The organism is Lysinibacillus sp. FSL K6-0232 (assembly GCF_038008325.1).
Taxonomy (GTDB): Bacteria; Bacillota; Bacilli; order Bacillales_A; family Planococcaceae; genus Lysinibacillus.
On sequence record NZ_JBBOYW010000001.1, the window covers coordinates 3,538,745 to 3,554,043 of the forward strand.

Below are 15,299 nucleotides of genomic sequence, written 5' to 3' on the forward strand. Positions count from 1 at the left end.
ACTGCTTTTCTAAGTAATGTTTATATTTTCGCCACTAAGCCTTTAAACTTCTCATAATTTACTTTCACACCGTCATCAAGGTCAATTTCAATTTGCATATCTGCCATGTGGTGCAATAGTTCATCATACGCTTTTAACTCGTCTATTTTTTTATCGAGTGACTTTAACTCCTTCTTCGCATTGCTAATTTCTTTTGCTGTGAAATCGCCTTCTATTATATCGAGCAAGTCTTTCTTTTCTGCATCCATCCGTATTTGCACTTCATGTAAATAATCTGTACGAATTCGAGAAAGAGTTGTTTTATCGTAACGATGCATATAAATGAGACAATTAAATGCTTTTTCTTTACCAGATGTAAATAACCAATAAATCGGTCGTTTTTGATATGTTTTAACATGCTCCTTGTAGAAGTCATTTAAGAAATAACGTCTTATAGTTTCCCTTGCAGTTTCTCCTTTTTTCTTTACGAGTATGTCGGCGATAAAGTCAAGGTTCTCATTTAATGTTTCTTCACCAAAAGTCACTCGTATAAATTCAATAAACCTTGAAACAATATCATCTTCAAAATAAGCACCTGGTAAGATTGGAAGTATATTGTCACTGTCTGCTTCGTACGTATTATAAAGAGATTGATTAAATTCTCCACCCGCATATATTAATCCCTTCTTGTCAAGTGAATACCTACCAAGTGAACATCCTATTGCATAAGAAATAAAACTCTTTATATCCCTTTCCAAATCAGAGATTTGTATAGAGATTTCTTTCTCATCTACATTAGGTTTTAGCTCGCTGTTTAGACCATAGACTTCATTAAATATAGAATTTATTTCCTCTTCATTATTCTTCAACTTGTTAAAATACATATTTGTTTGCTGTTCCCAAATATCATAAGCAGTTTCAATTTTAGTAATGCCCTTATCAATTCTTGTTAATGGATGCTGTTCAAAGTCCCAAGAAGTTTCATAGGAATCCCAATCTTTTTTTGAAATTTCAATATTATTTTTAACTAAATCAATTACTCTTTCCTTTCTCGAGACCATTAGTGGTATTTGAATTACATCTCCTACTTTAAAATCCATCGTTGGTGAAAAGAATTCTAAAAAAGCCATTCCTATTTTACTGTTTAAGAGTCCTAAAATATAAATTAAATTATCTTTATCTTGACAAAAACCCTTTGCACCTTTTGAATCAAACAAGTAACCTTTTTCACTGTATCTTACAGATATACTTCCAGAACTTAATGCTGACCAGGTAATCCCTTCCTTGAACCCAAAGTCGCCATTATAATTATGAGATCTTATTCTTCCTGTTTTTTCATCCTTATTATTTCGAATTAGGTAACCATCATTTTCCCAATTAACAATATAATCATTATTTCCATACCATTTTCTATAGCTACCGCCTTTATTATAAGGGAACCATTTACCATTTTTCTTTAGTGCTTCTTCTGCATTATTGCAACCAAAAGTAATCTTTGGATAGCTCACTTCATACCAAAGTCTTAAAAATCTATTATTATCAGCAGTTGCCATTCCCTCTCTTGTAGTCAATTCTGAACCTACAGGTGGGTTTGAAAATGAATTTATTATTTTATCACTAACCCAGTATGCAATTGGGCTACCAGGTATCTTAAAGAATTCCTCCGCAGATACTATTCCGTTTTGGTTTTTATAGATTGGAAATTCTTTTGGTGTATTATTCTCCTCTATATCAAAATATTTTACTTGGGTATAAACACCCGAAAATTTTTTAATATTTGTATTTCTAAAAACAGTAGCTGAAGTTCCAAAAGCAATTCCCATAACCATATTATCCATATGCAGTAGAGTCGTAATTGTTTTTTTATTGATAATTTTCTTTCTAAGTTTTTCATAGCTTGATAAGAACATCCAAGATTGCATTGTTACCATGCTGTTAAAACCATGATTTTTTGATAATTCAAATCCCCTTTCTATAAATGTCGCAAATAAGTCACTCTTAGAATCAGGATATTTAATATCAAGAAAATCTATTAAATGTGAGTTCATACCACTTCTGCCCATATACGGTGGGTTTGTGCATACAACATCGTACTTTTTACTTAATAACTTAACTTGATTAATTAAAATTGGCAGTCTTTGTTCTGCAATTTCTTTATCTATAAATTCAAATAAACTTACTTCATCTGATTTATATTTTTCAAGATAGTCTTTTAATAGATCTAAATTAGAAATTTCTACATTTATTAATGAACCGTACTCCTTAGCATTTATGAAAGAATCTTTGATAATATTTAAAGTTCCTTTCACTTCATTATTATTATTATTAGCAATACTATGAATCATTTCATCAGTTAACCAATTACTTTCTTGTATTGCATAAATATTTGGTTTAATCGCATTTCTAAAAATCCTACGTGATTTCTCTCTTGCCTTCATCATCACAGCAAATGAAGCTAACTGAACTGCACGATCATCTACATCCAAACCAAATAAATTTTTACTTAAGATTAGATGTGGTATTTCATTTTCCATATATCCCTTTTCAAGATACATTTCATAAAATACATCAAATGCATATACAAGAATGTGTCCACTCCCACAACAAGGATCAAGGAACGTAATCTCTTCAGGATTTACATTTTGGTAACGGATTTCATCAAGTTGTTTCTTTGTCACCTCTTCATGCTCTGCTTCATCTAAAAAGTATTTCCACTGATTTTTTAATGAACTGCTTGGATAGCTTTCCATCCAAATTCTACCCAATGAGTTTTCTACCATATAACGAACAATCCAATTTGGTGTAAATAGTTGTGTGGCCGCAGGAAGTGTATCTTTTGTGATTTTAATATTTTTTTTAAGGTTAGCAAAAACTTCATCTTTTTCCTCAGATATATAATATTGATATAACCATCCAATGATCTCGACATTTTCCCAGTCACATTCTGGAATGACGTTGGTGTTTGTCAATTGGCGTAAAAACGAATCTGTACCAAGTAAACCCTCTGGAAATAAGATTTCTTTGTAGTCTTCCAGTGTTTCAAACATGAATGGCATATAGCGATTCAAATCGTTACAGTGCATTTTAATGAGGTACTTGAACAGTTCGTCTGTCTTGTTGTTCATTTTTAGTTCATATACATATTCTTTATCCAATTCTAAATCAAGAGACAGTGCCTCTTTCATCATATCTGGCTCTGCACTATTGTCATTTGATGATGATAAAACCCGCACTTTTGTTGGAAGGTAGTCATTCACTTCCATGAAACGTAATGCAATGAAACGGTTAAACCATGTGTATGCTGTCTCTTCCATAACTCGATCAAAACCAATTTCGTTAATTCGAGCAATTAGTTTATTGCGTTGTCGTCTTTCTACATCCGAAAGCTGTCTGCCGTCGATAAAGACGGCATCGGAGCTTTCTACATTTGCTTTTTGAATAGATTCAGCAGTAATCCCAATTTTTCTTGCTTGTAGCTCTACTCGTTCCAGCAATTCTTTTCTTGCTTCTGTTGCAAACTTTTTCAATGCACTTTTATTCATATATTTCACCCTTATTCAATGAACTCAATCTGTTTATTTGCCTTAATTATTTCCTTTAACTTGTGGGAAAGCGTATTGATATACAAGTCGACCTCTTCTTCTGTAGACAATGTTTTCACCGTCACAAGCTCTTTTACTTTTACTGTCTGTTTCTGAACTACTGGTTCAATTGGTAGCTCTACAACTGTCCCTGCATTTCTCTTTTGTTCTTCCGCTTTTTTTCGTTGCCATTCAATAATTTCTTGTCGTATTTCTTTCAGTGTCTTTTCTTTATAACTGTTACTTTGCGAAATCGTTGCATCCACCTTGAAAATATCGGTAAACTGCTCAATACTTCCTTTTAATCCTTGATAGTATTGTTCCACTCGTTGTTTCGTTTCATTTGAAACACCATACTGCGTAGCCTGTAGAACTAATTCATTATAATCGGCTTGTAGTTTTTCATTGGCATTTGCTTTTTTCTCTACTAATACAGCCTCTATTTGTTGCTCTAATTCGTGAAGTAAATCAGGGATGTCTTTAATGTTTTTATAAGGAATTGGATCTTCCACAATATTACGTAGTTGATGCATTGCTTTTTCTACTACGTTACCTGATAAGTACGATTTATTTTCTTCGTACTTTATAAGTCCTGCTAATCCTCGGTCAAAAATATCCTTTTGATTCGATTCGAAGAAGCTCTTTACATATACGATGTCTTCTTCCCAGTCTGCTAAATCATCTTCCATTTCTTTCAGTTTCAAGAAGAAAGAGGCGTTATCCAATTGATTGTTAAATTGCCCGAAGTATTCTAACCCTTTGTTTAATAAGCTCAAACCAGGATATTTTCTACCTTCATAACGTACTTTGAAAGAATTGATTTCATCTATTTGCTTGGCAATAAGCGAACGAATATCCTTTGCCAGACCGTCTTCATCATCGGCTAAATCGGTTGTATTAAATACTTCTTTGCAAATTCTTCTGGCAGTACGAAGAAGGGCTTCATCCACTTTCACTCGTTTTGTAATAATCCCTTTATCCGCTTCCGTTGTTTTTCCGAAAACCGTCAATAATTTATTTGTGTCTATTTCTGGCTCTAAATACTCTGAATTATATCGAATGCGAATGCGTTGCTCTTTTAGCAATTGTCCAAGGAGACCTGCTATATCAAGCTGTTTCCAGCCATAAGGTTTGTCTACGAAGCGGTCATATACAAGTTTGACTCGAACTTGTTTGTTCAATTGCTCCTGCAAGTCGATATAGTCATAAACTTCACTTTTTGCAAGAGCGTTTGGACTTTGAATCATTTGTTCGTCAAAGGAAATTTGCTGGTCATCCGAAGCTAAAATAGAAATAAGCTCTCGTTCATTATCCAAATGCTCTTTCACATAGCCTAATTTCGTGTAGACGTTATCGACTAAATGCTTAAATGCTGTAGTCATTTTTTCTTTTACGGTAGAGCCTTTAATGTCCATTTTGTCGCCGTTAACGAAGAATGCACCGTCTTTTATCGCTTCTTCCAATAATTCTCGCACTCGTCGTCTTCTTTCACGTGCCTCGGCCTGTTTGTTATTTAATATGTTTTGAATATTTTCTGGTAGTTGAGTAATGTTCTTTTTCTTGCGGTATTCTTCAATACGCAATGCTTCTTCCATTTCCTCGACATACGCTTCGTTGCCACCCAGTTTCAATATCGTTTCCCCATTGCCTGATGACATCATCATTAGCTCTTGGTCAGACTTAGCATAATGGTCTGATAGTGGTGACAAGATTTGAATGCCGATGTTTGACGTTTGATTGCCATAAGGCTTTTCATCCATTACTTGATTGTAAGAGAAAGAATATTGTTTTGAATAAGTGAAACGTTTTTCTTCGTATAGATCATTAAAGATATATTGGGCTAATTCACGTTTTACCAAATTTTCATCAACATTCAACTGCTTGATTTCTCGGTTAATATCTTGTTCATCGTCAGTTAAGAATAGGTAGTTGTCCCCGTTCTTTCCGATCAATGTTTGTGACATTAACTTCCGTAGTGCCACTTTGATTTTTTCTTTTAACTCCAATTTATCTTCGTCAATATGTGTGACCATAAGAGTAGCGATATTATCAATGTTTGCTGGAAGTTCTTTAATGTACTTGATCATGAACAGCACTTTTAACAAATCAATGTTAAACGGATCATCTTTTAAAGCAGGGTTCATGCTTGCCCCTTCGATTACCCTTGAAATAGAAGGATTTAAAAATTCTTTGATCGTATCGTAAAACGCATAAAACGGAATGAGAGAACCTTCTTCTGCATCTTTATATTGAAGTCCCGCTTCCTTAAATGCAGATAACATCGAACGTTCCCCTTCAGATAAGTGCTTTCCTGAAGAACCATGCTTTCGTACTTGTTCGAACACGTTTTGTAGTAGCTTAAATTGATACGGTACGAACGGATAAACTTCGGCAAATTCCATATCATCTTCATAACCACGAAGATCTGCTGTACTTTCTTTAAAGCTAATTAAATTTTTCAAGATGGCACTTTTATTTGGATAATCGGCTCTTAACTTGTCCAACACATGAGGATATTTCTCTAAAATACGCTTTTTGATCACTTCATCAACCGAGATAGATGATAGGGATAGACGTGTATCAAAACGACCTTGGATGCGTGAAAAGTCATCCCCTTTGACTTTAATAATCGAGTCAATACTTTCTTGAGAAGTGACCATAATCCATACTTTACCTTGTGCATATGTTCCTAAATCTTCTGTTAACGTTTGTAGATTCAACATAAGGTTTCGGTTATCCCCGATGTATTGTCCAATTTCGTCGACTAAAAACACCAAATGGAAATTTGGGCCTTTGCTATCAATGTACTCTTTTACATCTTTTGCGAACTTTTCAATGCTAATTTCGAAATTGTTAACTCCACTTTCAAACCAATTACGTGCAGATTCTTCTGTCATGTTTGTCGCTTTTACTAATGCTCCAATGACATAATCTGCATCGAAGTAGAAACTGTTTCGGCGTTCTTCCCATGGTTCACCCGCAAGAGCATGGAATTCAGTCTTAAATGTTTCGTAAACTCCCTGCTTATCTAAATACTTTTCCATTTCTGCAACACCAGGAATGTCGCCGTAGTAGCCACGATGCTCGTAAAACACCTTCATGAACACACGTAAAATTGCATCTTCTTTTGATTTGTTATCTAAAGAGCTTTTAGAATCAATATTAAACAAGATGACTTCTGTATCCACGTCTGCTGTCCGCTTCATATTGGCGTAGACAAGAGCGTCTTTTATTTTTTCATCAAAAAAATCAACAGGCTTCTTTCCTTGTACTGCTCTGTTTTCTAAAAGGTACGCAAGAATTTTAAGGAAGTGTGATTTACCTGAACCGAAGAATCCGCTGATCCAGACACCCATTTTATCTGTCTTACCTTGAACTCCCTTTAAATAGTTTTCATAGAACTTCGAAAAATGTTTATGTAATTCCTGTGTTACAACATACTCGTCTAATTCTTGATAAATATCTGCTTCGTTTGTTTGGGCAACTTTAATAACCCCACGAATATCACGTTCAATATCCTTTAAAAACATCTCTTTAAGTAGCATCTAAATTCCCCCTCTTCCATTAATCAACTAAGCGAAATGCACGATAATAGTTATCATCTTTAAATTTGCTAAATAATTGAAGCGATTGACCATCATATTGACCTGGAAAAAACATGATGACAGGCGTTTTATCCAATACTTCTTGAAGGTTATTCAAAATATTGTGTGACCGTACGAAGGGGTATACTTTCCCCACGCCTGTCAAAAGGACAACATTGTGATCTTCAATCTGCTCTTTAATTTTTTGCAGAAAAACATCTGGTTTGGCAAAGGTTATCATTGCTTTAAAAAGTGCATCTTTTCCTTGCCTTTGTTCCATTTCAAATATCCGATCAAAAATTCTCTTTTCTTTTGTTATTTCAATGAGCATTTTATATAGGTCAAACTCAATTATTCGTCTGTTACTACCTTCATAAGAAAATTCCTTTTTTATGTGCTTCACATAATCTCTGACTTTTAATTCATGTTCAGGTTCATAGTCAAAGACGTAGAAGCTAATTTCATTACCAAGTCCTCTTCCTTCAATAAACTTGTCTTCTCTTATTTTAGGAATGATTTTATCCAGTCTGGCATTGATGTTTGTCATATTCTACTCTCCCATCGCATGGACATACTGTGCATCACCAATATGGATTAGATGCTCTCTTAATTGCTGATCAATGATAAGGCGATTTAATTCGTTACCACGCCTTTCCTTTAATAGTCCGCTTTCATAAAGCACTTGCATAAATGCCCGTTTCAACTTTTCCGTATTAATGGCACTCCAACTGGCAACCTTTTCACTTTGTTCAGCTTTTGTAGTAAAAAAGACGTTTATGTCTTTCTTTTCAATTAACAGGTCGTTATTATGGAGTTTCTCGCCTATCACTTCATTCATGAATTCGAAAAACAGCAAATCTGTTTTCATAATTGCATATAAATTGATAACCTTCCCCATCTCAATAGAGCCATCCAATAATAGGTCAGCTAAACTTTCGTCAATCACTTCTGCTCTTCGCATAACGGAGGGCAATGCCCGATTGATTCTACCTTTGTTTTCAAATTGAAAGAGGTTTTCTTCAATCACTTTAGCTCTAATTTCTGATGATGTTAAACCTATTCGCTTTAATTTAACAATCTGTTTAAGTTCAAATAATAAATAGGACGCACCATTCAAACTTGAAGAGTATTCTAAATCTATTGTCACCCAAATCCTACCTTTCGCACAAGACTATTAACCTATTTCCTTTTCTAAAATTTTCCCAACTACAGCTAATCGTCTTTTTCCGCTTTGCTGTTGAACCACCTTGGTAAACTCATTATTCTTTATCAGCTTCTCCTGATTATGTTCGTACATACTCTTTATGCCTTCGATAAGTTCATCTTCCCTTATTTCTTCCTGCCAATATGCATCAACTATCTTGTTTAACGCTGTCGATAAATCACGTTGAGTGCGGTAAAAAAGCCTTACTTCCACGAAGTTCACCTCGTACAATCGAATTTCACTTAACTCTTATTTTACTCTTACTCTATCTTTAATTCAATTTTATCCTGGGCATTCGACTTATTCTCCTAATATATGCTACAAAAAACAAATAAGACTTCACATCTCAACGATATGAAGCCTTCTATGGTGTTACTTTGTTAACAACAGTTCGGATAATTCTTCCATTTCAATTCTGTAACTTTCTTCAGTTGGAAATGGTTGCTCTTGTAACTCGATTGGAACTTGAACAAATTTTTTCATTATATACTCTTCATGATACTTTTCTGAAACAGCCATACCAATTTCTTTTCTTCCAAGAATAAAAGGGGAGAATCCATCTATCATTTTCTGAAAGACTTCCCCAATTTTCTCAAAGGTTTGTTCATAACCTTCCTCTGGCTTGAAATAGACCCCAATTCTCCTTTTCCTAAAGCACAAGTCCTTGTGAATAGTAGCAACAAGTTCCTTTTCAATACCTTTAAATGATTCGTACCAATCCTTTTCTGCTTTGTCGAAGTATAGCTCGACAAATGCAAGATTCCGAACATCCTGTGCAGAGCATCTATAAATTATCCCAGTTTTGCCCGCACCGCAAGTAAGGATTCGATCATTTCGATTTGTCTTTTTATCGTAATGGAAATTTAGAAAGTACGGTATTTTGCTACGCAATACTTGTAACATTGCTCGCTTTACATCTTCAGTTCGGTCAAAGTCAGGTAGTGATGGATTTGTATTAATCTGCCCACAATGCGATGGATGAATTTGGTGGTTCACTAATTCAGCATTTAGCAGGGGATTCAGTTCCCTTAACAGATAAAAGTTCTTATATATATCCAAACGATACATTTCATTTAGTTTTTCCAATACAGCGATGGTATCTTCATGAAGCGAAAGGGCATAAAAATCAACAAACTCTTTTTGATGCGACTCAAACCATTTTTTCAGTTCATCCAAAATTTCATCATCGAATGATTTGGCAATCCATACGATAACTGATTCATTATTTTTTTCAATCATCTCTATTACTCTGTTCTGATACTTCTTATTTGCTTTCGTGACCTGTACTTCGATAATAACAGGAATTCTTCTCTTAGAATCAACCCCACGAATATCCATGTGATTGTATGCAATACGTTGTTCAAGCGTAATATTATTGACCTGAAATCCAAGTGCATCTGAAAGCAATTGCGGATTTTCCTTCAAGAATATAGATAGTAAATTTTCTTTCTTCGTACCACTCTTACCCATGCCATTCCAACCTTTCAAAATTTGATTATTCCTTCTCTTTTGGGTTTGGTAAAAAATAAATACATGAAAAAAGCACCTACCAGATTCGTTAGCCGATTCGGTAAGTGCTTTGCCTTTTATTTATATAATTATTCTTCAATTGATTCTTCAAAACCATCTTTTTCACCTCTTTTTGCTATTTTCTGTGAATTATAAATGGGTTATTGGCTATAGTCAAGCATTCTAAACGAACGTTTATTAGACTTGAAAATCATATGGATAACATCTATACACTTTCTATATATGTTAAATATAGTTCTATATTCCTTGCATCGGAGAAATCTACATTATATATGAGGTTTATATTTATAACATTAATAACTTATATCTATTCCTGGATAGGCTACACTAAGTTAGACAGAATAAATGAGGGGTTGTAAACTTAGACTAATAACTTAAGGGAGCGTGCTTTTATGACACGTCAACGTCGAACATTTACACCTGAATTTAAACTGCAAATGGTGAAGCTTTATGAAAACGGAAAGTCTCGTGCAGATATTGTCCGTGAATACGATTTAACTGCTTCAGCTCTTGATAAATGGATTAAAAATCATCAAGCAACTGGTTCTTTCGCTGCGAAGGATAACCGGACAGAAGAAGAAACTGAGCTAGATCGCTTACGCAAAGAAAACCAACGCTTATTGATGGAGAACGATATTTTAAAGCAAGCGGCGCTGATCATGGGACGAAAATAAATGTGATTCGTAACAACGCTCACAAGTATTCGGTATCAGCAATGTGTGCCGTCCTCGACATTAAAAGAAGTACGTATTATTACCATGCGGACCTTTCTGGTGAGCGTGCAAGAAAAGCTGAAGACGCCGCACTTTCAAAAGAAATCGAACGCATATTCAAAGCCAGTCGTAACAACTATGGAACACGTAAAATCAAAAAAGAACTGATGAAATTAGCAGAGCCGAAACAAGTATCAAGACGCCGAATTGGTCGTTTAATGAGCGAAATGGGCTTAGTTTCAAACTATACAGTAGCGCAATTTAAGCCTCATCAAGCCAACTGTAACGAAGCACCTGTAAAAAATGAATTACAACGTGAATTCAATCAGAACAAGCAATTAGCTGTTATTGTCAGCGATTTAACATACGTCCGTGTCGGAAAAAAGTGGCACTATGTATGCTTATTTGTCGACCTTTTCAATCGAGAAATCATCGGTCATAGTGCAGGTGAAAATAAAACCGCAGACCTTGTGTATAAAGCGTTAGCAAGTATTGAAGCCAATTTGAATGACGTGAAAATGTTTCATACAGATCGAGGCAAAGAGTTCGATAACAAGCTGATTTCAGAAGCACTCGAGACGTTCGGCATCCAACGATCACTCAGCATGAAGGGTTGCCCTTACGATAACGCCGTGGCCGAAGCGACATTTAAGGTATTTAAAACCGAATTCGCAAATCAAGCCCACTTCACTTCCCTTGAACAGCTCGCTCTTGAACTTGACGATTACGTTCATTGGTTTAACAACATCCGTATCCACGGAACTCTTGGCTATTTAACGCCGATGGAATTCAAGCTACAGCCCACATGATTTTTGTCCAGTTTAGTGTTGACATTCCATCCATATGTAAACGGCAACAGTAAGCCTGTTACCGCCGAAGAATTACAGCTCCTTTAATTCACTGACCAGTTCTCCGATCACCTGCAATTCCTGCAAAAGACTTTCTTTTGACCAGTCCGCATCGAGGGTTGCTTCAAGGATTTCAAGTAGTATTTCTTTTACCTCTGCACTTAGTATTTCCCCGTCATGCTGTACCTGGTGATTGAACAATAATTCTTTTAAACCTATTGTCTCTCCTTTGTTCCAGTTAAGACTCGAACCCGCAAGTACCCATGGTTCGACTCCTAATGCTTCTGAAAGTGCCACAAGCTTGGGAAAGCTCACAGATTTTCTTTTTGATTGCTCAAGCCTATAGATGTACGAACTTGAGATGCCAGTTTTAATTGAGAGATCATTTAAGGAAAGCCCTTGTTCTACTCTCAACCTTTTTAACATTTTGCCAAAGCCATCTGTCATTTGTTGTAGATCCTTGTTCAAAGTAATCCTCTCCTCTTTTTAAGTTTTCCAAAATGGAAATCCTATTTTCTGATCGAATGATCCTTTTATCATAAGCAGGAAGAGGATTTTGATAACTTTATATAAATAAGGATCTTTTACATTTCTATTATTGTTATTTTGTGAACGAAGTAAGGATAGCGATTAATTATGTTCAAAATCTAACTGTTTCGGAATCAGCAAAAAAAAAACAGCCACTCATTTTAAGGATGAGTGACAGGTATGTCATTAAGTAGTTTCTTTTCCTTTTTGTTCATTTATGACTTTCCACACATAATTCGTATAAGTCTTTAACTCCCTTGCAATCTCCACTTGTTTCATGCCCTTTTGATGAAACCGTAGATCCAATGTGCAATCAGGAAGAAAAAGTGTTCAAAACTACTTGACGGTTACAAAGGTTTGAACAACATAGGAAAGACATTAGAATTCATCATACCAAAGAAATCCTTTTTCATACTATAATTAAATAAAGGATAAAAATAAAAAAGCATGGTTGAAAAATTATTTTACCATGCTTTTTCTAATGCTATTTACTATGATTTTCTCCAAATTGCGAGTCCAAAAGGAACACCTAAATCATCTTTTTTATTGTTGTATTTGCTTTTTTAACGAAATGATTCGCTCTTTGGGAAGATGTGTTTTTTCTGCTATATAATCAATTTCCTTATGCTCTTTAAGAAGTTCAATTGCTTTAAACACATTATCCAACGCTTCTGCCTGGCTTCTTTTCGTAATTTCTTCGTATAATGGTCTCATTTCAATCACCTCTAACATTTGATTGGTTTCGTCTTCCGATAAAAATTTATGCGAAATGGTTGTAATAAATGAAAGAACCTTCGTTTGCATATCTTTATTTGGAATTTTACTTGCAATTTGAGCAGATTCCAAAACTCTTTCCGAACGTTTTACTTCTGTCTTCGTTAGAGGCAATAAAATTAATTTCCCCATATCAGCATTTGATAAAGATTCTCCATTTTCTACCTTTATCCATAAATCTTTAACCAATGCATCCCCATCTTGATTGCTTGGAAAAACAAACTCCGATTGGTAGAAAATAGATCCATACGATTTTGATTCAATTGCATCTTTCACATCTGCCCCAAATACAATTATTATTCATATGCTATATCCCTTTTTAAGACTAAAATTTCCTTTGATTTAATATTATATTTGGTAATTTTTATTTCGCAATAAAAAGAACCACCCGAAGCCTGGAAAGCGGGGTGATTCCTCACATGGACCTACTTATTGCCGAACCAAACTTTCAAAAGTTCAGTTATCGAGTAGTGATATTGCGAGTACCCTACCCACTTAAATTATAAGAAAAATTAATCACTTATTCAACCATTCTTATTGCTAAGATCTTGTATTCTAATCCTTTATGCTGGAACACTGTTTTAAACCATTTCGGATGTAGCAAATAAATATCCCTTCAATCCTAAACCCTTTTTCCTTAAGAAAAAGGAGAAAAACTTTAGCTTTTTCTCCTTTTTTCGTTGCTACTATGTTGCTTTAAAATAAACTCACCACATCTTTACCCCACGCAAACCCGCAATCCACCGTTGCCGTTTAAAATAAAGTCACGCTATCTTCCCCTCATTTTCACACATTTTTAATCACGTTTTGACCGTTTTTCTACCCTTTTTTCACGCTTTTTGTTCACGTTTTTTTCGATTTAAAAAATAGTTCTGTAAGTTAAACATTGAGAAAAGATAGTAGTGACAAGGGTTTCGGGCATTTTGGGTACAGGACTTTATTTTAAACGGTTGAATATGGATATTGCGACTTTGTTATAAAGTACAGGAGTTTATTGCTTGTCTACAACCACCCTAGACATCCACGCCACACACTCAACATGCGTCGAATGTGGGAACATATCGACTGGCTGAATCTCCTTTGTTTGATAGCCACCATCCTCTAAAATGCGAAGGTCACGTGCTAGTGTGGCTGGATTGCAGGATACATAGACCACTCGTTTTGGGCGCTGCTCTAAGATGGTTTTTAAAAGTGCTTCGTCACAGCCTTTGCGTGGTGGGTCGACAACGAGGACATCTGCTTCCTTACCCTCTTTATACCAGCGTGGAATGATTTTCTCTGCTGGACCTGCCTCGAAATACGTATTGGTTAAGCCATTCAACATGGCATTGCGCTTGGCGTCCTCTATAGCTTGTGGGACAATTTCAACACCCATCACTGCCTTTGCTTGTTGTGCAAGGAATAAGGAGATTGTGCCAATACCACAATAGGCATCAATTACGCGTTCATTCCCCTGCAAGTCTGCATAATCAAGTGCCTGCTTATAGAGCACCTCTGTTTGCTCAGGGTTTACCTGATAGAAGGAGCGTGCTGAGATTTCAAAGCGCACATCGCCAATTGTATCAATAATCACATCTTTGCCCCACAGGTTGACGGTTTCATCGCCGAAAATGACATTTGTTTTAGCGCTATTAATATTTTGCATAATCGATGTAACGTTCGGAACAAGTTTTTGAATCACGGCAACGGTTGCTTCTTTTTGAGAGAGCTTTTTCTTTTTCGTAACAAGAACAACCATGACCTCACCCGTTGCTCGTGCTTTACGAATAACTACATGGCGTAGCATTCCGTTATGTGTTTGCTCATTGTAAGGATGAATTCCCAATGCTGCTAATTCCTTTTTCAAGCCAGCTAGAATAGCATCTGCCTCTCCTGTTTGAATTAGGCAGCGTTCCATATCGACAATGCTATGTGTTTTTGTTTTATAGAAGCCTGCAATCGCTTGTCCTGCTTCATTTGTAGCGAATGGAATTTGGGCTTTATTGCGATAATGCCAAGGCTCCTTCATTCCTTTTACAGGTAAAACAGGTGCATCGATTTTACCAATTCGCTGCATCACATTACGCACCATATTTTCCTTCCATTTCAACTGTCCCTCGTAGGATAGATGCTGAAGCTGACAGCCGCCACATTGCTTGAAATAATTACATGGCGCCTCTACACGATCTGGCGATGGCTGAAGAATGTCTATAACTTTTGCAAAGCCATAATTTTTTAATGTTTTTAGTACATGAATTTCAGCCGTTTCATTTGGTAATGCGCCTTGGATAAATAATGGATAGCCGTCAATTTTAGCGACACCATTGCCGTCATGCGTTAAATCTTCTATATATACTGTCAAACGATCATTTTTTTTCACAGGTGCTGACATTTTACTCACTCCATTTCAATCCTCTTATTGTAGCATGTGTTGACGACTGAAAAAAGAGCCGCTATTCGCGACCCTTTTCTTGAGTTTTTGTAATATATTGATCCTTTGGTGCCCACAAGAAGGCAACGATAATGCCAAGGATCACAACAATAAATGGCGCATAAAAAATTAAAAAGCTTTGCATATA

11 protein-coding genes are annotated in these 15,299 nt (G+C 35.6%); 1 reads left to right on the top strand and 10 read right to left on the bottom strand.

From position 1 onward, the window contains the following. Positions 1-20: 20 nt before the first annotated feature. The 6 genes from pglX to MHB42_RS17450 form a co-directional block, all read right to left on the bottom strand. Positions 21-3,521 (bottom strand): BREX-1 system adenine-specific DNA-methyltransferase PglX, encoded by a 3,501-nt coding sequence (gene pglX / locus MHB42_RS17425; RefSeq protein ID WP_340807719.1) that lies wholly within the window; start codon positions 3,519-3,521, stop codon positions 21-23. Positions 3,522-3,532: 11 nt separating this feature from the next. Further along, complete coding sequence (brxC, locus tag MHB42_RS17430) at positions 3,533-7,105, bottom strand: BREX system P-loop protein BrxC (protein WP_340807720.1); 3,573 nt, start codon at positions 7,103-7,105, stop codon at positions 3,533-3,535. A gap of 19 nt (positions 7,106-7,124) precedes the next feature. Further along, the gene (locus MHB42_RS17435) at positions 7,125-7,691 is read right to left on the bottom strand and encodes a DUF1788 domain-containing protein (RefSeq protein ID WP_340807721.1); all 567 of its coding nucleotides are present in this window, start codon (positions 7,689-7,691) and stop codon (positions 7,125-7,127) included. 3 nt (positions 7,692-7,694) lie between these two features. Continuing rightward, positions 7,695-8,291 (bottom strand): DUF1819 family protein, encoded by a 597-nt coding sequence (locus MHB42_RS17440; protein ID WP_340807722.1) that lies wholly within the window; start codon positions 8,289-8,291, stop codon positions 7,695-7,697. 27 nt (positions 8,292-8,318) lie between these two features. Further along, entirely contained in the window at positions 8,319-8,561 is a 243-nt protein-coding gene (locus tag MHB42_RS17445; RefSeq protein ID WP_340807723.1) for a TIGR04540 family protein, read from the bottom strand. 159 nt (positions 8,562-8,720) lie between these two features. Further along, a complete protein-coding gene (locus MHB42_RS17450) occupies positions 8,721-9,818 on the bottom strand; it encodes a hypothetical protein (protein WP_340807725.1) in 1,098 nt (365 codons plus the stop codon). 452 nt (positions 9,819-10,270) lie between these two features. Here MHB42_RS17450 and MHB42_RS17455 point away from each other — a divergent pair. Next, a protein-coding gene (locus MHB42_RS17455) for an IS3 family transposase (protein ID WP_340804134.1) occupies positions 10,271-11,400 on the top strand; the annotation gives its coding sequence in 2 pieces (ribosomal slippage) (positions 10,271-10,517 and positions 10,517-11,400; 1,131 coding nt in all). A gap of 72 nt (positions 11,401-11,472) precedes the next feature. Here MHB42_RS17455 and MHB42_RS17460 read toward each other — a convergent pair. From MHB42_RS17460 to cydS, 4 genes are all read right to left on the bottom strand, one after another. After that, positions 11,473-11,907: a helix-turn-helix domain-containing protein gene (locus MHB42_RS17460; RefSeq protein WP_340807726.1), complete on the bottom strand. Its 435-nt coding sequence runs from the start codon at positions 11,905-11,907 to the stop codon at positions 11,473-11,475. Positions 11,908-12,510: 603 nt separating this feature from the next. Then, the gene (locus MHB42_RS17465; RefSeq protein ID WP_340807727.1) at positions 12,511-13,017 is read right to left on the bottom strand and encodes a hypothetical protein; all 507 of its coding nucleotides are present in this window, start codon (positions 13,015-13,017) and stop codon (positions 12,511-12,513) included. Positions 13,018-13,732: 715 nt separating this feature from the next. Next, positions 13,733-15,112 carry a 23S rRNA (uracil(1939)-C(5))-methyltransferase RlmD gene (gene rlmD, locus MHB42_RS17470; protein WP_340808630.1) on the bottom strand — a complete coding sequence of 460 codons (1,380 nt, stop codon included), beginning with the start codon at positions 15,110-15,112 and terminating at the stop codon, positions 13,733-13,735. A gap of 61 nt (positions 15,113-15,173) precedes the next feature. Continuing rightward, positions 15,174-15,296: a cytochrome bd oxidase small subunit CydS gene (gene cydS, locus MHB42_RS17475; RefSeq protein ID WP_340807728.1), complete on the bottom strand. Its 123-nt coding sequence runs from the start codon at positions 15,294-15,296 to the stop codon at positions 15,174-15,176. Positions 15,297-15,299 lie beyond the last annotated feature (3 nt).

Excerpts from the sequence above, each read along its gene's own strand:
- pglX (WP_340807719.1), bottom strand. The coding sequence starts at position 3,521 with ATGAATAAAAGTGCATTGAAAAAGTTTGCAACAGAAGCAAGAAAAGAA.
- brxC (WP_340807720.1), bottom strand. The coding sequence starts at position 7,105 with ATGCTACTTAAAGAGATGTTTTTAAAGGATATTGAACGTGATATTCGT.
- MHB42_RS17435 (WP_340807721.1), bottom strand. The coding sequence starts at position 7,691 with ATGACAAACATCAATGCCAGACTGGATAAAATCATTCCTAAAATAAGA.
- MHB42_RS17450 (WP_340807725.1), bottom strand. The coding sequence starts at position 9,818 with ATGGGTAAGAGTGGTACGAAGAAAGAAAATTTACTATCTATATTCTTG.
- rlmD (WP_340808630.1), bottom strand. The coding sequence starts at position 15,112 with ATGTCAGCACCTGTGAAAAAAAATGATCGTTTGACAGTATATATAGAA.
- cydS (WP_340807728.1), bottom strand. The coding sequence starts at position 15,296 with ATGCAAAGCTTTTTAATTTTTTATGCGCCATTTATTGTTGTGATCCTT.